We start from the raw sequence: 18840 nt of genomic DNA, 5'->3' as shown, positions 1-18840 counted from the left end.
TTCTTTACGCGAAGCGGAATCCACTTCGCTCGAAAACGCTATAGGAAGGACGAGGCCCATGCATATCGTACGTATCGGCGGCGTATCGACCAAGCCACATTCCGCCGATGTGATCGGCGCCAAGGCCGCGAATCTGACGCTGATGGCAGCGTTGGGTTTACCCGTGCCGCCGGCCTTCGTGCTTCCGATCAAGCTTTGCGCGGCGATCGTCGGCGGGGATGCGCATGCGGAACGCCATCTGAGCGACGGGCTGAAGCAAGGCATCGAATTCCTGGAAAGCGCGACCGGCAAGCGCTTCGGCGACCGCCGGCAGCCGCTGCTGGTGTCGGTGCGGTCGGGCGCGGCGCGGTCGATGCCGGGCATGCTGGACACAATCCTCAATGTCGGCTGCACCTCGGCCGCCGTGCAGGGTCTCGTCCGCACCACCGGCCGGCCGCGGCTGGCGTGGGATTGTCGCCGGCGATTGATCGAGATGTACGCCGAAACCGTGCTCGGCCTCGACCCCGCCGCGTTCGCCGCACGGCTCGCCGAATTGACCGTCAGCGAAGGCGCAGCCAACGACCGTGAATTGGACAGTGAGGCGCTCGAACGTCTCGCCGCCGACGAGCAGGCGTTGATCGAGGACGGCGATGACGGGTGGCTCGAAAACGCGACAACGCAACTCGAAAGCGCGGCGAAAGCTGTTTACCGGTCCTGGATGAGCGAGCGGGCGCAAGCCTATCGCCGTCTGCAGAAACTGGAGCATCTGCACGGCACTTCGGTCACGGTTCAGGCCATGGTATTCGGCAATGGCGGGCTTTCATCCGGAGCCGGCGTCGCGTTTTCGCGCGATCCCTCGACCGGGCTGGCGCAGCCGATGATTGACCTCGTGCTCGATGCCCAGGGCGAAGATGTCGTCTCGGGCCGCCGCACGCCCGATACGGAACAGACCATCGCCCGTTCGCTGCCGGCCGTCACGGCCGAACTCGGCGATATCCTGAAGCGGCTCGAGAAGGAATTCGGCGACGTCCAGGATGTCGAGTTCACCGTCGAAGACGGCAAATTGTGGATTCTTCAAACGCGGTCCGCAAAACGGACGCCGCGTGCGGCGCTGCGGATCGCCATCGATTTGGTGCATGAAGAACTGATCACGCCCGAGGAGGCGTTGCGGCGGATCGATGACATCGATCTTTCCGCGCTGGTGCAGATATCGCTGGCTTCGGCCGGCAAGCCGGACGCTTGCGGAATCGGCGCGTCGGGCGGCATCGCCGTGGGACGCGCCGCATTCGATTCCGAAAGCGCGCAACGCCTCGCAGCCACGGGCGATCCGGTCATCCTGATGCGCCCCGACACCGTTACCGCCGACGTCGCGGGCTTTGCCATTGCGGCCGGCATCGTAACATCCGTCGGCGCCCGCACCGCCCATGCGGCGCTGGTCGCGCGCCAGATGGGCAAGCCCTGCATCGTCGGCTGCAACAGCCTCATGATCGACGTCGCCGCCGACCGGGCGCAACTTGCCGGCGCAACGATCTCGGGGAGCGACTGGATCACCATCGACGGCGACAGCGGCAACCTCTATCTGGGACGGCGTGAAACGGTGGTGACGCGGCCCGAGGCGGCGCTTGCCGAAGTCGCAACCTGGCGATCCCAGGCAGCCGGCCACCACGAGCCAAAGTCCTCCCGGCATCATCCGGCTCATCAGGAATCAACCGGCGGATAAAGCCGCGGCGTCCGTATCATCCAGGCGTTGATCCTTGCGACTCTGCACCGGGCGGCGTCGCTAAATCATATTCCGGCCAGATCAGACCGGATCATGATTTCATCCTCCCGTTTGAGCGCGATCCTTTCGGAAAGCCGTTCCCGGTTTTTCCGGATGGGGCCCGATTGCCGCAAAAAGCTGCAACTGGAAGGCTGTTTTGATTGTGACAAAGTGGTAACAGTTTGACGTTTTTCAACATTTGAGCCCCGATGCCCCGTTCATGCTAAGCGTCATCATTCCGACCGACGGTGTCGAGCAGACCGCCGTCGCCACGCTCGCCGCGCTGGTGCCGGGCGCCGCCGCCGGAATCGTGCGCGAAGTGCTGCTGGTCGACCGCGCGGGCACGGATACGATCGAGCGGGTCGCCGACGTCGCCGGCTGCCACTTCCTCGCCTTCGAAGGCACGCGGGCCGCTGCGATGGCGGCAGGCGCCCGCCAGGCCCGCTCATCCTGGCTGATGTTCCTGCATGCGGGAGCGGTGCTCGACAGCGGCTGGATCGATGAGACGACGCAATTCATCCAGGCGGTCGCGAGCAGCGGCCGCCAGCGCGCCGGAATCTTCCGCTACGCCCGCTCGCCCTATGCCGATACAAGGTGGCGCGATGGCTTCAAATTCATGGCGCGGATGGTGGCGGGACCGTCGGTCGAACAAGGGCTGCTGATCGCGCGCGATCATTATGAGCGGCTCGGCGGCTATGCCCCGGACGCCCGCCGCTCCGAGGCCAAGCTGCTGCGGCAGCTCGGTCGCTCCTCGCGCACCACGCTGCGCAGCCGGATCGTCACGTTGGGTTAAAGTGACGCCGCATTTCGCGGGCCGCAGACCTTCCCCCGGTCCGATTCAGATCATCCCGGATATTCAAGGCGAAGCACCTCCCGCTTGAGAATACCAACAAGATACTTGCCATAGTCAATTAATTATTTGACGATAGCAACTATCGAGGTGCCCCATGTCACTGCTACCTTCCGATGATGACCAGATCGCCGCAGTGCGCGCTTTCAACCGCTTCTACACGCGCAAGCTCGGAGTTCTCGACCAGCAACTGCTGAAAAGCCCGTTTTCGTTGAGCGAGGCGCGGGTGCTGTACGAGCTCGCGCAGCGCGGCGATCTGGCGGCCAAGGAGATCGGGATCGAACTGGGTCTCGATCCCGGCTATCTCAGCCGGATCATCCAGAAATTCGAAGAGGACGGACTGATTACCCGCACGCCGCTGGCCTCGGACCGGCGGCAGCATCAACTCAGCCTGACCGCAAAGGGCCGCCAGGCCTTCGCCAAGCTCGATCACCTGTCACAGGAGCAGGTCGCATCAATGCTCGACGAATTGCCGGCCATTGCGCGCAGGCGCCTGACCGGGGCGATGTCCGCGATCGAAAGTCTGCTCGGCGCATCACCTGCCGCACCCCGGAGCGCGATCCTGCGCGACCCCCGCCCGGGCGACATGGGATGGGTGGTGCAGAGCCACGGGGCGCTTTACGCCAGCGAGTACGGCTTCGATTCGACATTCGAAGGCCTGGTCGCCGACATCGCGGCAAAATTCCTCACTTCGTTTGACGCCTCGCGGGAACGCTGCTGGATCGCCGACAGCGATGGAGCCCAGGTCGGTTCGGTGTTTCTGGTCAAAGACAGCGATACTGTCGCGAAGCTGCGTTTGCTGCTGGTCGATCCGGCCGCACGCGGACAGGGGTTAGGCCAGCGTCTGGTGACGGAATGCATCGGCTTCGCGCGGCAATGCGGCTACCGCAGGATCACGCTTTGGACCCAGAGCATTCTGCTTGCCGCCCGTAAGATCTATCAGGATGCCGGATTCGTGCTGGTGGCGAGCGAGCCGCACCGCGGTTTCGGCCAGAGCCTGATCGGCGAGACCTGGGAGCTCAAGCTGTGACGCCGATCGGGCGCGAGATAACGCGCCGGGTTTCGCCCGACCCGATCGCCCTGTACAGGCAACGGGCCCAAAGGTTGCGCAGCGAAGCCTGCCGCGCCACCTAGCTTGCGCTATGGGACTCCTTGGAAGATATCTGGCCTATACGGTAGCGCCTTGCGCTTTCGGCCGGCGCAAATGTTCATCCAGCCGCGGCATGATCTCAACGAAGTTGCAGGGCCGGGTGCGGAAATCGAGCTGCGCCGCCAGAATGCCGTCCCAGCCGTCGCGGCAGGCGCCGGGCGAACCCGGCAGGCAAAAGATGAAGGTGGCGCCGGCGACGCCGGCCGTGGCGCGGCTTTGTATCGTCGAGGTGCCGATCTTGGCATGGCTCAGCATGTGGAACGCGATCGAGAAGCCGTCCATCCGCTTTTCGAACAGCGGCTCGATCGCCTCCGGCGTCACGTCGCGGCCGGTAAAGCCGGTGCCGCCGGTGGTGATGATGACATCGACGCCTGGATCGGCAATCCATCGCCGGATGATGATGCGAATCGCGTCGACATCGTCGACGATGATCTCGCGCGCGGCCAGATTGTGACCGGCGGCGCTGAGCCGATCCGCCAGCGTGGCGCCGGACTTGTCGTCCGCGAGCGAGCGCGTGTCGGAAATCGTCAGCACCGCGATATTGAGCGGCACGAACATCCTTGATTCGTCGATGGATGACATTGCGAACCCTCGCCCGTCATTGCCGCCAGCCCGCACATCGGACCGGTCCGGAATCATCTCATGAATGCAGTGCCGGAATGACGCCGGCCGCTTGCTACGTTCCCCCGCCGAACGTGTTGCAGGCCTGCACCGTGCCCTGCTGATAGCCGGTCATGAACCATTGCTTGCGCTGCGCAGCCGAACCGTGCGTGAACGAATCCGGCACCACCCGCCCAGTCGCCTGCCGCTGCAGCGTGTCGTCACCGATCGCGGATGCTGTCGTCAGCGCGGCATCGATGTCGCCGGCTTCGAGGAAGCCGGGGCGTTTTTTCTCCTCGCGATTGACCCAGACGCCCGACAGGCAATCCGCCTGCAATTCGACTCTCACTTGCAGCGCGTTGGATTCCGCCTTGCTGCCGGCCTGCTCCTGCAATCGCGTCACGCGCGGCAGGATCCCGAGCAGGTTCTGGATGTGATGGCCCGCCTCATGGGCGATGATATAGGCCGCGGTGAATTTGCAGGCATTGCCCGAACAGCCATGAAAGCGGGTCTCGACCTCGCGGAAAAATCCGGTATCGAGAAAGATCTGCTTGTCGGGCGGGCAATAGAACGGCCCCATCGCCGACTGCGCCATGCCGCAGCGTCCGCCGTTGGTGGCGTTGCGGAACAGCACGATGCGGGGGCCCGAATAGGATTGCCCGCTGGCCTGGAACATTTCACTCCAGCGATCGTCGATCTCGCCGAGGATACCGGCGATCATGCTGCCCATCTCATCGGTCGGCGCGCCGGTCTTGCTCGGCGCAGACCTGCGATCGGTCTGATAGGTCGGCGCCTGTCCGCCGCCCGAAAGAATTTCCGCGCCGCCGATCAAAATGCGCGGATCGATACCGAACGCATAGCCGACAAGGCCGAGCACGATGATGGTGCCGATACCGAGCCCGCCGCCGCCCATCGGAAGACCGAAACCGCCGCCACCTCCGCCGCCGCTGTCGTCGCGACGGTCATCGATGTCGTCGCTGCGACGGAAATCATCGTAACGCATGGCGCTGTTCCTTCATTCCAATTTGCCCAGCAGACTCGCTGCTACCCAACGCAACGGGAACGTAAATTTTCCACGCCATTAATCAATAACCTGCTCGGCAAAAATTGCCTAGCGCGAAAAAAATTCCCGGTTAAGTCGATTTTTACTTTGCCCGTTCAAGGTAGCGATCAGTCGGTTGTTTGGTCCCGCGTCGCCGACAGCGTCGCCTGAGTCAGAGTATTTGAGTCATGGTTGTGTCGCGTCGCGGGGCGTCTTTAAGGGCGCCCCGCACTAAATTCGAGTCCGAATCTGCTTCCCATATCGTGGTCGGCGATTGCGTCGCCGGGATGTCGAAGCTGCCGTCCGGCTCGGTCGATCTGGTTTTTGCCGATCCGCCGTATAATCTGCAGCTCAGGGGCGACCTCAAGCGCCCCGACGAATCCCATGTCGACGCCGTCAACGACGATTGGGACAAATTTTCGTCCTTTGCCGCCTACGACGATTTCACGCGCGCCTGGCTGCTGGCCTGCCGCCGCGTCATGAAGCCGTCGGCGACGCTGTGGGTGATCGGCTCCTATCACAACATCTTCCGCGTCGGCGCGATCATGCAGGACCTCGGCTTCTGGGTCCTCAACGACATCGTGTGGCGCAAGACCAACCCGATGCCGAACTTCCGCGGCCGCCGCTTCACCAATGCCCATGAGACCATGATCTGGGCCGCGCGCGACGAGAAGGCGAAAGGCTACACCTTCAACTACGAAGTCCTGAAGGCCGCCAATGAGGACGTGCAGGCGCGCTCCGACTGGCTGATTCCGCTATGTACCGGCGAAGAGCGCCTCAAGGGCGAGGACGGCAAAAAGGTTCATCCGACCCAGAAGCCCGAAGGCCTGTTGGCGCGCGTGCTGCTGTCGTCGTCAAAGCCCGGCGATCTGGTGATGGACCCGTTCAACGGCACCGGCACCACCGGCGCCGTGGCCAAGCGCCTCGGCCGCCGCTATATCGGCTTCGAGCGCGACGAAACCTATGCAAAGGCGGCGGAAGCCCGCATCGCCGCCATCGAGCCGCTGCCGGAAGCGACGCTGGCGCCGTTCATGACCGCGCGCGAAGCGCCGCGGGTGGCGTTCTCCGAATTGATCGAGCGCGGCATGATCTCGCCCGGCACCAAGCTGGTCGATTCCAAGAAGCGTCATGGCGCGCTGGTGCGCGCCGACGGCGCCATCATGCTCGGCGACAAGGTCGGCTCGATCCACCGCATCGGCGCCGTGGCGCAAGGCTCCGAGGCCTGCAACGGCTGGACCTTCTGGCACGTCGAAACCAAGCAGGGTCTGCGCCTGATCGACGAGCTGCGCGCCGAGATCCGCTCCGAAATGGCGGCGGGCTGAATCTTCAGATCAGGCAATTTCCATCTGCCATTCCGGGATGCGCCTTTTGGCGCAGGCCCGGAATCCATTTACCCAAACAACCTGTGGCCCAATGGCTTCCGGGCTCGCCCTTCGCGCGCCCCGGAATGACGATTGGAAAGATCGTCTTCCTTTCACAAACTCGTCGCTTGCGCTTTCCGCCGAAATTTGCGCATGGACATAATCGCCCGCGGCAGCGCGCCGCATCCTGATTTTGTCCTGATTTTTCTTGGGGCCAATTTGGGCCAACAAAGCAAGGGAGATGTTAGATGCTCAAATTCTACTTCAACGGTGCGCCGAACCCGAACAAGGTCGCGCTGTTTCTCGAAGAGTCCGGCCTGCCTTTCGAGCCGGTGCCGGTCGACACCCGCAAGGGCGAGCAGTTCACGTCGGAATTCCTTAAAGTGAATCCGAACGGCAAGGTGCCGGCGATCGACGATGACGGCGTGTTCGTGTTCGACAGCAACGCGATCCTGTTGTACCTCGCCGAAAAGACCGGAAAATTCCTGCCGCCGAACACGCCGAGCAACCGCGCGCAGCTGTTGTCATGGCTGATGTTCATCGCCACCGGGCTCGGCCCCTATTCCGGGCAGGCCGTGCATTTCAGGCACGTCGCGCCCAAGGAATTGGAATACGCGCATAACCGCTACCAGTACGAAGCGCATCGCCACTACAAGATCCTCGATGATCATCTCGCGGGCAGCCGCTACATGGTCGGCGATACCTACACCATCGTGGACATGGCGTTCTGGGGCTGGGCGCGCATGGCGCCATACGTGCTCGGCGACGACGTCTTCACGAAATACCCGAACGTGAAGCGGCTGCACGATGAAATCTCGGCACGCCCGGCCGCGTCGCGCGCCATCGCGCTGAAGGACAAGTTCGCGTTCAAGGCGGAAATGGACGAAGACGCGCGCCACATCATGTTCGGCCACCTCAAGACCAAGGCGGCGTAATTCATCGACCGTCCATCGTCATTCCGGGTCCACGCGTCAACGCGCGGACCCGGAATCCAGAACGGCTAGGCGAGACTCCGGATTCACCAACCCCGGCCGCGACCTCAACTCTTCTGCTCGTCCATCACCTTGCGCACCGCCGGCCGCTCCGACATGCGCTTGCGATGATCGATCACCCGCGGCAGCGTCGACAAATCGACGCTGTCGCCTTCCAGCCATTGCGCGAGCGTGAACAGATAGGCGTCGCAAACCGTATAGACCTCGCCCATCACCCACGGCCCCTTCAGCATGTTGCGCTCGATCAGCGCGAAACTGGCGCCGACGGATTTGGGGATCATGCGCTTCATGTCGGCGAACGAGCTTTCCTCGCTGGCCCAGCGATAGCCCCGCCCCTTGTGGGCATGCGCCACATGCACTGTGGAGCACAGATAGCTGTTGAAGGCCTGGACCTGCGCGAAGGCAAAGGGATCGTCGAGCGGCGCCAGCCTGGCCTGCGGAAAACTCTGCGCGATATAGGCCAGCATCGCCGGGGTCTCGGTCAGCACGCCGCGCTCGGTCACCAGCGACGGCACCCGCCCCTTGGGATTGATCGCGAGATATTCCGGACGGGTCTGCTGGCCGGTTTTGAAATCGATCCGCTCGACCGTATACGCAGCGCCTGCTTCCTGCAGGGCAATGTAAGAAGCGATCGCGCAGGTGCCGGGGGTATAATAAAGTTTGAGCATTGCTGTCCTCGTGAGAGAGCTCGGAGGTTAGCGACACGCGCTTCCGCCGTCCATCCTCGGCCTGAACGGTCAGAGATCCAGCCCATGCGCAACCACCTTGCGCATGACGTTGGGCAACGCCTCGTCCGCAAGTGTTGCAATCGGCACCCAGCGCATCCCCTCCGGCGCCGCCATGCGTGCGGAGAGGTTGGCGGTATAGACCACAAGTTCGAGCGGAAAATGCGTGAAGACATGCGTCACTACGCCGGCCTTGCGGTGCCACCGCGCAACCCCTTTCAGGACAGGCGCTTGCTTCAACGCCACCCCGTCGTCCTGCTCTGCAAGCCAGTCCGACGTCGGCACTTCGGTCATGCCGCCGAGCAGACCTTTTTCAGGGCGGCTGCGCACCAGCAATTCGTCGCCGCGCGTGACCACGAACGCCGCGCCCCGGCGTAGCGCGCCGGCTTTCTTCGGCGCCTTTCGCGGAAAGGTTTCCTGATCGCCGCGCGCGCGGCTGACGCAATCTCCATTGAGCGGGCAGAGCGCGCAGGCCGGCTTCTTCGGCGTGCAGATCGAAGAGCCCAGATCCATCAGCGCCTGCGCGCTGTCACCGGCGCGAGATTTCCCGTCACCGGCCCGGATTGGGCCGAGCAGCGTGGAAGCGAGTTCCTGGATCAGCGGCTTGGCCTGCGGCAACGACGCTTCGGCGGCGAACAGCCGCGACACCACGCGCTCAATATTGCCATCGACCGGCATGGTGCGCCGTCCGAAGGCGATCGCGGCGATCGCAGCCGCCGTGTACGGCCCGATCCCCGGCAGCGCGCGCAGGCCTTCCTCGGTGTCCGGGAACACCCCGCCATGATCGCACAGCACCGCGACCGCGCAGGCATGCAGATTGCGCGCGCGCGAGTAATAGCCAAGCCCGGCCCACATCCGCAGCACGTCGTCGAGCGAGGCGCGTCCCAGCGCAGCGACATCGGGCCATCGCGCGACGAATTTTTCGAAATAGGGCCCCACCGTCTTGACGCCGGTCTGCTGCAGCATGATCTCCGACAGCCAGACCCGATAGGGATCGGCGCGCTCGCCAGCCGGCGGACGCCATGGCAACCGGCGGCGGTGACGGTCGTACCAGTCGAGCAGCAGCGCGGGACGGTCGGGCGCGCCGACGGGACGTGTAGCTCGTTTGCTGGCTGCGCTGGGACTCATGACAGCAGACTAGTATCAGAATACAAATCTCTCCACGTCATGCCGGCGCTTGTCGCAGGCATCCACGTCTTTCTTGGGCGCGCCGGCGCTATTTCCGGCCATGACGGTTGAGACCGTGCTTCAGGCAGATTGCGATGTGGTATAAGCAATCATGTCCAAACCCCGTCCGATAACCGCAAAGCCGCTTTCCGTCCTGCTCGGCGACGTGTTTTCCGAAGCCTACGCCAAGCAGGGATTTGCGGCGCGGGAACTGGTTACGCGCTGGGCCGAAATCGCAGGCCGGGACGTCGCCCGGTACTCCGAGCCGCTGAAAATCCAGTGGCCGCGGCCGGTGGAGGGACAGCCGCAGGAGCCGGCCACGCTGGTGTTGCGGGTGGAAGGCCCGACGGCGCTCGAAATCCAGCACGCCTCCAACACCATTCTGGAACGGGTCAACCGCTTCTTCGGCTGGCACGCTGTGGGCCGGCTGGCGTTGCGGCAGGCGCCGTTGGCGCGCCGCAACCCGCCTGCGGCCCCGCGCGCGCCCGATCCAGCATCGATCGCCAAAATCGAGGAAAGCCTTTCGGCGGTCGAGGATGACGAATTGCGGGCCGCCCTGGCGCGGCTCGGCGCATCGATCAAGCGAAATTGAGCCTGCCGCGATGTCCGGGGACGAAGGCGCGCCATTGCCACCATTGAAGTTTCAAGCTAGCGAACAGACCTCTTCTTTAGGTTCTTCGGGCGTACACGCGCCAAATTCCGGGAGCAGACCGTTGATCATTACGCGCCGCGCCTTCACCACCGCCCTGTCGCTGACAGGGCTTGCCGCCCTCGCCGGCTTCTCGCCGTTGCGCCTGATCTCGGGCGCGATGGCGCAAAGCGCTTCCGACGTTGCCAAGCCGGTGTCACTGCCTGACATGGCGCTCGGCCCCGCCGACGCCCCGGTGACGATCACTGAGTTCGCGTCGATGACCTGCCCGCATTGCGCGGCCTTCAACGCGGAGGTGTTTCCGAAGATCAAGTCGACTTATATCGACACCGGCAAGATTCGTTACATCTTCCGCGAATTCCCGCTCGACATCAAAGCGGCGGCCGGCTCCATGCTGTCGCGCTGCATCGCCAAGGATGACGCCGGCAAATATTTCGCCGTCACCGACATGCTGTTCCGCTCGCAGGCCGATTGGGTGATGAAGAACACCACCGAGACTCTGACCCGCATCGGCAAGCAGGCCGGGCTGAGCCAGCAGCAGGTCGAGGATTGCCTGAAGGATCAGGCCCTGCTCGACAAGATCGCCGCCGACCAGAAATACGCTTCCGAAGTGCTGAAAGTGAATTCGACGCCGACCTTCTTCATCAATGGCGACATGATCAGGGGCGAGGCCTCGTTCGACGAATTCGACAAGAAGATCAAATCGCTGCTGAAGAGCTGATTTTCAGGCTAAAGGGGCGTGGAACCCGGATCGGTTCCGCCCAAAACCCTGTAGAAGTCTCCCGGAAAAGCCTTCAGGCCAACGGCCAAAAGACTTTTCAGATCAAAAGGCTCGGGAGACAAAGGCTTTAAACGAAAAGGCTTTAAGCGATAAAGGCTTGGAAAAGCCCGGAGCGGCGGTTGCCCTGCGGCTCCGGCCTCGCCATTGTCGTGGGTCACGAGAGCCGTACAGGCGACTCGCCCACACACCGACATTGCCTTCCATGGTATTGTCGCGGCCGGGAGATTTGCATCCGGCCAACCGAGCAATTTGTCCATGAAACTTACGCGTCTTCGTCTCCACGGTTTCAAGTCCTTTGTTGAACCCACCGACTTCGTGATCGAACCGGGCTTGACCGGCGTGGTCGGACCGAATGGCTGCGGCAAATCGAACCTGGTGGAAGCGTTGCGCTGGGCGATGGGCGAGACCTCGCACAAATCGCTGCGCGCCGCCGACATGGATGCGGTGATCTTCTCGGGCTCCGGCAACCGGCCGTCGCGCAACCATGCCGAAGTGGTGATGACGATCGACAACACCGACCGCACCGCGCCGGCCGCGGTCAATGATCGCGAAATTCTGGAAATCTCGCGCCGGATCGAGCGCGAGGCAGGCTCGGTCTATCGCATCAACGGTCGCGACGTGCGTGCGCGCGATGTGCAGATCCTGTTCGCCGACGCCGCCACCGGCGCGCGCTCACCGGCACTCGTGCATCAGGGCAAGATCGGCGAAATCATTCAGGCCAAGCCCGAGCAGCGCCGCCGCGTGCTGGAGGACGCCGCCGGCGTCGCCGGGCTTCACGCCCGCCGCCATGAGGCCGAACTGCGGCTCAAGGCCGCGGAAACCAATCTCACCCGCGTCGAGGACGTGGTCGGGCAACTGACCGGACAGATCGACGGCCTGAAGAAACAGGCGCGCCAGGCGATTCGCTACCGTGAGGTCGCGACCAGGGTGCGCAAGGCTGAAGCCACGCTGCTGCATCTGCGCTGGCTGGAAGCCAACACCGATGTCGCGGAGGCCGGCCGCGTCCACGACCTTAGCGTCCGCGAAATGGCCGAGCGCACCCGCGAACAGGCGGAAGCCGCGCGCATTCAGGCGATCCGCGCCTCCGAGCTGCCGGCCCTGCGCGAGGGCGAGGCCCGCGCCGCCGCCGGACTGCAGCGGCTCACCAATGCGCGCGAACTGCTCGACCGCGAGGAAGAGCGCGCCAAGGAGCGCGTCGCCGAGCTCGATCGCCGGCTGACGCAGTTTTCGGCCGACATCGCCCGCGAACAGCAACAGACCGCAGATGCCGAGGTGGCGCTGCAACGGCTCGCGGTCGAGGACACCGAACTGAAGGAAGAGATCAAGTCGCGCGTCGAGCAACGCAGCGGCGTCGATGGCCGCGTCTCCGAAGCGGAAGCGACGCTGGCCGCCGCGGAACGTCTGTTCTCCGAGCTGACCACGGCGCTCGCCGACCTTAGCGCCAAGCGCAGGCAGCTCGAAGGCAATGTGCGGACGCACCGCGACCGGTTGGCGCGGCTGGATCAGGAAATCGCCAACGTTCAAGCCGAAGAGCAGAAACTGGCGCAGACGACCGGCGGTCTCGGCGACCTCGCCGAACTGACGGCCGTGACGGAATCCGCGCAGCAGAATCTCGCGCAGTCCGAGGCGACCGTGCAGGCCAGCGAAGCCGCCCACGTCGCCGCGCGCGCAAAGCTGGAAGCTTCCCGCGCCCCGCTCAACGAAGCCGACAAGCGCGTGCAGCGGCTGGAGACCGAAGCGCGCACGATCGCGAAGCTCGTCAACGGCGAAACCAAGAATCTCTGGCCGCCGATCATCGACGGCGTCACCGTCACCAAGGGATACGAGAAGGCGATTGGCGCCGCGCTGGGCGACGATCTCGACGCCCCGGTCGATCCCTCGGCGCCGATGCGCTGGACCAATGTAGGCGTGACCGACGGCGACCCCGCTTTGCCCGAGGGTGTCGAGTCCCTCGCCAGCCATGTCCAGGCGCCCGGCGAACTGGCGCGGCGTCTCGCACAGATCGGTGTCGTTGCGAAGGAGCGCGGCGCCGAACTGGTGTCGCAGTTGAAGACCGGCCAGCGGCTGGTATCGCTGGAGGGCGACGTCTGGCGCTGGGACGGTTTCGTCGCGGCGGCCCATGCGCCGACCGGCGCGGCGCGACGTCTTGCCGAGCGCGCGCGACTCGTTGATATCGAAAGCGAGCTCGAGCAGGCCCGCATCGACGCCAGCGCCAAGCGCCAGGCGCTGGAGACCGCCGACGCCGAATTGAAGGCCGCCGCCGCCGCGGAATCTTCCGCGCGCGAGGCATGGCGCGCCGCGCAGCGCGAAGCGGATGCCGCACGCGAACGTCACGCCAATACCGAACGCGAGATCAACCGCCACGCGGCGCGGAAGTCGGCCTTGACCGAGGCGCATAGCCGCCTCGACGCCGACCGCAGCGAAGCCGACAACGCGCATCAAAGCGCCACGGTAGCGCTCGACGAATTGCCGCCGAGCGTCGATGCCGAGACAAAACTCGCCGCCGTCCGCAGCGATATCGACGGCCATCGCCGCCTTGCCGCGCAGGTGCGGGCCGAGGCGCAGGCGCTGGCGCGCGAAGCGGAACTGGCGGACCGCCGCCTGCAAGCCATCGTCGCCGAGCAGACCCAGTGGCAAAACCGCAAGCAAAGCGCCGCGTCGCAATTGGCCACGATCGAGGCCCGCATCACCGAGATCACGGCCGAGCGCACCGACCTTGCCAATGCACCGGCGGTATTTGCGGAAAAGCGCAGCGCCCTGATCAGCGAGATCGAGTTTGCCGAGAACGACCGGCGCGTCGCCGCGGATGCTCTGGCCGCCGCCGAAACCGCGATGGCGGAGACCGATCGCGCCGCCAAGGCTTCGCTCGAAGCGCTGTCGAGCGCGCGCGAGGCGACCGCGCGCGCCGAGGAACGCATGGAAGGCGCCAGGCGCCGTCTCGCGGATGTCGAACGCGAAATCCACGACATGCTGGAAGTCGAACCGCAGGCGGTGGCTGGCCTTGCGGAGATCACGCCGGAGACGGCGTTGCCGCCGCTTTCGGAGATCGAGGAGAACCTGGAAAAGCTGCGCCGCGACCGCGAGCGGCTCGGCGCGGTCAATCTGCGCGCCGAGGAAGAACTGCACGAGGTCGAAGCCCAGCACACCGCGCTCACCACCGAGCGCGACGATCTGGTGGAAGCCATCAAGCGGCTGCGCCAGGGCATCCAGAGCCTCAACCGCGAAGCGCGTGAACGCCTGCTGACCTCCTTCGAGACCGTCAACAACCATTTCAAGCGGCTGTTCGTCGAACTGTTCGGCGGCGGCGAGGCGGCGCTGCATCTGATCGAAAGCGACGATCCGCTGGAAGCCGGGCTCGAGATCATCGCCAAGCCGCCCGGTAAGAAACCGCAGACGCTGTCCCTGTTGTCGGGCGGCGAACAGGCGCTGACGGCGATGGCGCTGATCTTTGCGGTGTTCCTCACCAACCCCTCGCCGATCTGCGTGCTGGACGAGGTCGACGCGCCGCTCGACGATCACAATGTGGAGCGGTTCTGCAACCTGCTGCACGAGATGACCGGAACCACCGAAACCCGCTTCATCATCATCACGCACAATCCGATCACAATGGCGCGGATGAACCGGCTGTTCGGCGTCACCATGGCCGAACGCGGCGTGTCGCAACTGGTCTCCGTCGATCTCGAAAATGCGGTGAAGATTCTCGACCAGCACGTGGCATAGGCTCTCTTCATCCCATTCTCACCAAGGGAGAGGGGAAGAAGGCGGTGATGACTGTCGCTCCCGACCTTCCCGCCGAACTCAAAGCGGCCCTCGACGCCAGATTGCAGGGCGTTTCACGCAACGACGCCGCCGAGCGTGCCGCGCGGATCTCGCAGACCTATCGCGGCGGCGGCAATTCCGTCGCGATCCGGTCCGAGGCCGATGCGCTCGCCTATGCGCTGGCGCGGATGCCCGCGACCTATGCCGCGGTGATCGCGAGCCTGAACGCGCTGTGCGGGAGCAGACCCGGCTTCGCACCTGAAAGCCTGCTCGATGTCGGCGCCGGGCCGGGCACGGCGACGTGGGCGGCCGCCCAAGCCCTGCCGTCGCTCGCAAGCTTCACGCTGATCGATGCCAACAGCGCCTTGCGTGAACTGGCGCTCGATCTCGGCCGCGGCAGCACCCGGCTGCGCGACATGCGCTACCAACGCGGCGAGGCTCTCGCCACGCTGGCGAACGCGCCGGCCGCCGATCTCGTAGTGGCGAGCTACATGATCGGCGAGATCGGGCAAGCCGGGCAAGGCCCGCTTGCGGAACTGATCTGGGCCAAAACCCGCGACACGCTGCTGGTGGTCGAACCCGGCACGCCCGCAGGCTATGCCAGGATCATGGCGCTGCGGGAACGGCTGATCGCGCTTGGCGCGCATGTCGCCGCGCCCTGCCCCCATGATAGAAAATGTCCGCTCCAGCCGCCGGACTGGTGTCACTTCACACAGCGCCTGCCCCGTTTGCGCGTACACAAGCAGGTCAAGGGAGCCGACCTTCCTTTCGAGGACGAGAAATTCAGCTATCTCGCGCTTACCCGCACGCCGGTTTCGCCACGTCCCGCCCGGGTGCTGGCGCAACCCAATGTCACCAAGGTCGAGATATCGGCGAAACTCTGCACCTCGGAGGGCGTTGCTGTCATAAAAGTGCCGCGCCGCGCCAAGGCCGACTACGCCCGTGCGAGACGCTGGCGGTGGGGCGACGCGGTGGCGGGAAAAGACTGATATCGGGTTAAAGATTTCTTGAACTTAACCTATCTTAGGCTGACCAAAGGGCTGGAGCCCTTCTTATGATGACCTGCTGATGACCTGCCTCTCAGGCTCGTTTTCATCTAAAATCCGCGCAGCTATCCGTCCCATCAGGAGTTGTCTGCCATGTCGACCGGCTGGATCGTTCTCGGCGTCATCGTCGTTCTCGTCCTCTTCGCATTCGCCGCCTATAATCGCCTCGTCACGCTCGGCCAGCGCGTCAACCAGGCGTTCGCCGATATCGACGTGCAGCTCAAGCAGCGCCACGACCTGATCCCGAACCTGGTCGAGACCGTGAAGGGCTATGCCGCGCATGAGCGGGGCACGCTGGACGATGTCGTCAAGGCGCGCAGCGCCGCGGTCTCGGCGCAGGGACCCGGACAAGTCGCAGCGGCCGAAAGCCAGTTGACCGGCGCGCTCGGCCGGCTGATCGCGCTGTCGGAGGCGTATCCGGACCTCAAGGCCAACGCCAACTTCCAGCAATTGTCGAGCGAGCTCTCCGACATCGAGAACAAGATCGCCGCCAGCCGCCGCTTCTTCAACAACGCGGTTCAGGAATACAACACCGGCATCCAGCAGATGCCGGCCGCGCTGTTCGCCGGCATGTTCGGCTTCACCCGCAAGGATTTCTTCGACCTCGGCACCAGCCGGGCCGAAGTCGAGCAGGCGCCGGCGGTCAAGTTCTGATCGTCCCGATCGAAATGAAAGTTTGTTGCTCCCGTCCTTCCGGGACGTCGCAAGGCAATAGCTTCGGAACCGCCTTTCGATCCGGAATCTCCGGATTCCGGGCTCGCCGCGATGCGGCGCCCCGCAATGACTGCGATTAGCGGAAGCGCGTCATGGCCGCCTATGGTCTCTACACGCATATCGCCTCGAACAGATTCCGTTCGATGCTGCTGCTCGCCGGCCTGTTTCTGCTGGTCTATGTGATCGTCTATGCCGGCGCGCTGATCATCGAAGTCGTGAACAACAGCCAGGGCACGGTCGACTATTATCTGACGGTGGCGCTGGATGACGTGATCCGGACCCTGCCCTATTCGACCGGCGCGGCGGCGCTGTGGATCGTGATCGCCTATTTTTTCCACCAGTCGATCATCGACGCCGTGACCGGCGGCGAGGACGTCACGCGGCAGCAGGAGCCGCGGCTCTATAATCTCCTGGAAAACCTCTGCATCTCGCGCGGCATTCCGATGCCGAAGCTGAAGATCGTGGAAAGCGGCGCGCTGAACGCCTACGCGACCGGGCTCAACCGGCGGCAATATGCCGTCACCGTCACCAGAGGCCTGTTGAACGCGCTCAACGACCAGGAGATCGAGGCCGTGCTCGGCCACGAACTGACCCACATCCGCAACGGCGACGTGCAGATGATGGTGATCGCGGTGATCATCGCCGGCGTGGTCGGCTTCTTCGCGGAATTGTTGTTCCGCGGCTTCGCCAATTTCGGCGGCTACGGATGGGGGTGGGGCTATGGCGGCGGTGGCGGTTCATCGTCCTCGTCGTCCTCCGACCGCGGCGACGACAGGAAAGGCTCGGGCGGCGCGGCGATCATCATCGTTCTCGTTGCGGTCGCGCTGATCGCGCTCGCGTGGCTATTGTCGCAACTGGTCCGTCTGGCGCTGTCGCGGTCGCGCGAATTCCTTGCCGATGCCGGATCGGTCGAACTGACGAAGAACCCCGACGCGATGATCTCGGCCCTGCGCAAGATCGAAGGCCGCGGCGAACTTCCCGGCGCGACCTCGGCCGTGATGGAGCTGTGCGTCGACAATCCGCGCGAAGGCTTTTCGGACCTGTTTGCGACCCATCCTTCGGTGGATCAGCGCGTCGCCGCGCTGGTGCGATTCGCCGGCGGCCGCGATCCCGGACCACTGGCCCTGCCGCCGGAGACGACTGGTCAGCCCGATTCGCCTCAGGTCTCGTCGGTCGATAGCCAGACTCCTCAGCCCTTGCCAACGGGACCGTGGGGCGCCCACGTCGATTCCAGCGCCACGACGCAGGTCCCGCCGCAGGAGCCGTCACCAAGCCCCTGGAGCGATCCGCCGGGTCCCTGGGGCCGCCGCTAGATTTTGCCCTCATACCATCGGCCAAGTCCGCCCTTAAAGCCCCTTTGCATGAACGACATGCGCAGTGATTATTCTCGGGCAGCCGCTCTTAAAGAATTGAATTCTCCCTTGTTTCTGCCATGTTCGCGCCCAAAGCAGGGACACAGGAACATTGTGGTCGCCGATCGCGACCCGGGGCGCATAAGGAAAGTTCATGGCTAAGCCGGTAGTGATCGTCGTAGGTGCCGACAAGGGCGGGGTCGGCAAGACCACCATCTCGCGAACCTTGCTGGATTATTTCAGCGCCAACAATATACCCACCCGCGCCTTCGATACCGAATCTCCGCGCGGCACGCTGAAGCGGTTCCATTCGGATATCACCGAGATCGTCGACATGACGACGACCGCGGACCAGATGAAGATCTTCGACACGCTCAATGCGGTCAGCCCGTCCGTCACCGTGATCGACGTCCGCGCCGGACTGATGTCCCCCGCGCTGGCCTCGCTGCGGGATATCGGCTTTCTCGACGCGGCGAGATCGGGACAGATCACCTTTGCCGTGTTCCATATACTGGGCCCCTCGATCGCCTCGCTTGACGAAATCGCCGAGACCGCGAATTTCATGCAGGGCGCCAAATATTTCCTGGTGAAGAATTTCATCAATAACACCAGCTTCTTCGAGTGGGACCAGTCGACCTATAATTCCTATTTCCACCGCATCAAGGACGCCACCGACCTGGTGATCCCGAAACTCAACGAGATGGCCTTCGAGCAGGTCGAGGTGGCCTCCGTGCCCTTCCTGAAATTCGTCGCCAACAAGGGCATGAGCGACGAGGCCGCCAATTATTCCTTCGTGCTGCGCGGCTATGTGCGGCACTGGCTCGCCAACGTCTGGAGCGAGTACGACCGCATCAAGCTGACCGATCTCGTCGGCGCCAGCAAATCGGTCACGCGCAGCGGCGAAAAATAATTGC

General features: G+C 64.1%; 16 protein-coding genes. 12 read left to right on the top strand and 4 right to left on the bottom strand.

Translation table 11 applies throughout. The annotated features are described in order from the left end of the window. Nucleotides 1–58: 58 nt before the first annotated feature. From HB630_RS20740 to HB630_RS20730, 3 genes are all read left to right on the top strand, one after another. Nucleotides 59–1699 (top strand): PEP/pyruvate-binding domain-containing protein, encoded by a 1641-nt coding sequence (locus tag HB630_RS20740; RefSeq protein ID WP_213774163.1) that lies wholly within the window; start codon nt 59–61, stop codon nt 1697–1699. Between the two features lie 259 nt (nt 1700–1958). Further along, nucleotides 1959–2531 (top strand): glycosyltransferase, encoded by a 573-nt coding sequence (locus HB630_RS20735; RefSeq protein WP_213774161.1) that lies wholly within the window; start codon nt 1959–1961, stop codon nt 2529–2531. 154 nt (nt 2532–2685) lie between these two features. Beyond that, a complete protein-coding gene (locus tag HB630_RS20730) occupies nt 2686–3618 on the top strand; it encodes a helix-turn-helix domain-containing GNAT family N-acetyltransferase (RefSeq protein WP_213774159.1) in 933 nt (310 codons plus the stop codon). A 138-nt stretch (nt 3619–3756) separates the two neighbouring features. Here the strand turns inward: HB630_RS20730 and moaB are convergent, their stop codons facing one another. Next, entirely contained in the window at nt 3757–4320 is a 564-nt protein-coding gene (gene moaB, locus HB630_RS20725) for a molybdenum cofactor biosynthesis protein B (RefSeq protein ID WP_213774157.1), read from the bottom strand. Between the two features lie 94 nt (nt 4321–4414). Then, entirely contained in the window at nt 4415–5341 is a 927-nt protein-coding gene (locus tag HB630_RS20720) for a neutral zinc metallopeptidase (protein WP_213774155.1), read from the bottom strand. A 227-nt stretch (nt 5342–5568) separates the two neighbouring features. Here HB630_RS20720 and HB630_RS20715 point away from each other — a divergent pair, with 227 nt between their 5' ends. Together HB630_RS20715 and HB630_RS20710 are read left to right on the top strand one after the other, a co-directional pair. After that, nucleotides 5569–6702, top strand: a complete 1134-nt coding sequence (locus tag HB630_RS20715; protein ID WP_213774153.1) for a site-specific DNA-methyltransferase — start codon at nt 5569–5571, stop codon at nt 6700–6702. A 287-nt stretch (nt 6703–6989) separates the two neighbouring features. After that, nucleotides 6990–7676 (top strand): glutathione S-transferase N-terminal domain-containing protein, encoded by a 687-nt coding sequence (locus tag HB630_RS20710; protein ID WP_213774151.1) that lies wholly within the window; start codon nt 6990–6992, stop codon nt 7674–7676. Nucleotides 7677–7780: 104 nt separating this feature from the next. Here the strand turns inward: HB630_RS20710 and HB630_RS20705 are convergent, their stop codons facing one another. Beyond that, complete coding sequence (locus HB630_RS20705) at nt 7781–8401, bottom strand: glutathione S-transferase N-terminal domain-containing protein (RefSeq protein ID WP_213774150.1); 621 nt, start codon at nt 8399–8401, stop codon at nt 7781–7783. Nucleotides 8402–8470: 69 nt separating this feature from the next. After that, a complete protein-coding gene (locus HB630_RS20700) occupies nt 8471–9586 on the bottom strand; it encodes an A/G-specific adenine glycosylase (protein ID WP_213774148.1) in 1116 nt (371 codons plus the stop codon). A gap of 151 nt (nt 9587–9737) precedes the next feature. On the opposite strand from HB630_RS20700, the gene HB630_RS20695 reads away from it, so the two are divergent. From HB630_RS20695 to HB630_RS20665, 7 genes are all read left to right on the top strand, one after another. After that, nucleotides 9738–10217 (top strand): DciA family protein, encoded by a 480-nt coding sequence (locus HB630_RS20695; RefSeq protein ID WP_213774146.1) that lies wholly within the window; start codon nt 9738–9740, stop codon nt 10215–10217. A 121-nt stretch (nt 10218–10338) separates the two neighbouring features. After that, complete coding sequence (locus HB630_RS20690; RefSeq protein WP_213774144.1) at nt 10339–10995, top strand: DsbA family protein; 657 nt, start codon at nt 10339–10341, stop codon at nt 10993–10995. Between the two features lie 315 nt (nt 10996–11310). Continuing rightward, complete coding sequence (gene smc, locus HB630_RS20685; protein ID WP_213774142.1) at nt 11311–14775, top strand: chromosome segregation protein SMC; 3465 nt, start codon at nt 11311–11313, stop codon at nt 14773–14775. Nucleotides 14776–14822: 47 nt separating this feature from the next. Continuing rightward, a complete protein-coding gene (locus HB630_RS20680; protein WP_213774140.1) occupies nt 14823–15803 on the top strand; it encodes a small ribosomal subunit Rsm22 family protein in 981 nt (326 codons plus the stop codon). A 150-nt stretch (nt 15804–15953) separates the two neighbouring features. Next, entirely contained in the window at nt 15954–16514 is a 561-nt protein-coding gene (locus HB630_RS20675) for a LemA family protein (protein WP_213774138.1), read from the top strand. Nucleotides 16515–16666: 152 nt separating this feature from the next. After that, nucleotides 16667–17887, top strand: coding sequence for a M48 family metalloprotease (locus tag HB630_RS20670; protein ID WP_213774137.1), 1221 nt, complete (start codon nt 16667–16669; stop codon nt 17885–17887). A 193-nt stretch (nt 17888–18080) separates the two neighbouring features. Next, nucleotides 18081–18836, top strand: coding sequence for a hypothetical protein (locus tag HB630_RS20665; protein ID WP_213774136.1), 756 nt, complete (start codon nt 18081–18083; stop codon nt 18834–18836). The last annotated feature ends 4 nt before the right edge of the window (nt 18837–18840 follow it).

The sequence above is a fragment of the Bradyrhizobium sp. dw_78 genome, from assembly GCF_018449525.1.
GTDB lineage: Bacteria > Pseudomonadota > Alphaproteobacteria > Rhizobiales > Xanthobacteraceae > Bradyrhizobium.
The sequence above is the reverse complement of the archived record's forward strand: the minus strand, read 5'-3'. Positions and strand labels throughout refer to the sequence as shown.

What these genes read in the sequence shown, in the direction of transcription:
- HB630_RS20665 (WP_213774136.1), top strand. Translation starts at nt 18,081, where the DNA reads ATGGCTAAGCCGGTAGTGATCGTCGTAGGTGCCGACAAGGGCGGGGTC.
- HB630_RS20680 (WP_213774140.1), top strand. Translation starts at nt 14,823, where the DNA reads ATGACTGTCGCTCCCGACCTTCCCGCCGAACTCAAAGCGGCCCTCGAC.
- HB630_RS20710 (WP_213774151.1), top strand. Translation starts at nt 6,990, where the DNA reads ATGCTCAAATTCTACTTCAACGGTGCGCCGAACCCGAACAAGGTCGCG.
- HB630_RS20715 (WP_213774153.1), top strand. Translation starts at nt 5,569, where the DNA reads ATGGTTGTGTCGCGTCGCGGGGCGTCTTTAAGGGCGCCCCGCACTAAA.
- HB630_RS20740 (WP_213774163.1), top strand. Translation starts at nt 59, where the DNA reads ATGCATATCGTACGTATCGGCGGCGTATCGACCAAGCCACATTCCGCC.
- HB630_RS20730 (WP_213774159.1), top strand. Translation starts at nt 2,686, where the DNA reads ATGTCACTGCTACCTTCCGATGATGACCAGATCGCCGCAGTGCGCGCT.
- HB630_RS20720 (WP_213774155.1), bottom strand. Translation starts at nt 5,341, where the DNA reads ATGCGTTACGATGATTTCCGTCGCAGCGACGACATCGATGACCGTCGC.
- HB630_RS20705 (WP_213774150.1), bottom strand. Translation starts at nt 8,401, where the DNA reads ATGCTCAAACTTTATTATACCCCCGGCACCTGCGCGATCGCTTCTTAC.
- moaB (WP_213774157.1), bottom strand. Translation starts at nt 4,320, where the DNA reads ATGTCATCCATCGACGAATCAAGGATGTTCGTGCCGCTCAATATCGCG.
- HB630_RS20670 (WP_213774137.1), top strand. Translation starts at nt 16,667, where the DNA reads ATGGCCGCCTATGGTCTCTACACGCATATCGCCTCGAACAGATTCCGT.
- HB630_RS20695 (WP_213774146.1), top strand. Translation starts at nt 9,738, where the DNA reads ATGTCCAAACCCCGTCCGATAACCGCAAAGCCGCTTTCCGTCCTGCTC.
- HB630_RS20675 (WP_213774138.1), top strand. Translation starts at nt 15,954, where the DNA reads ATGTCGACCGGCTGGATCGTTCTCGGCGTCATCGTCGTTCTCGTCCTC.
- HB630_RS20700 (WP_213774148.1), bottom strand. Translation starts at nt 9,586, where the DNA reads ATGAGTCCCAGCGCAGCCAGCAAACGAGCTACACGTCCCGTCGGCGCG.
- HB630_RS20735 (WP_213774161.1), top strand. Translation starts at nt 1,959, where the DNA reads ATGCTAAGCGTCATCATTCCGACCGACGGTGTCGAGCAGACCGCCGTC.
- smc (WP_213774142.1), top strand. Translation starts at nt 11,311, where the DNA reads ATGAAACTTACGCGTCTTCGTCTCCACGGTTTCAAGTCCTTTGTTGAA.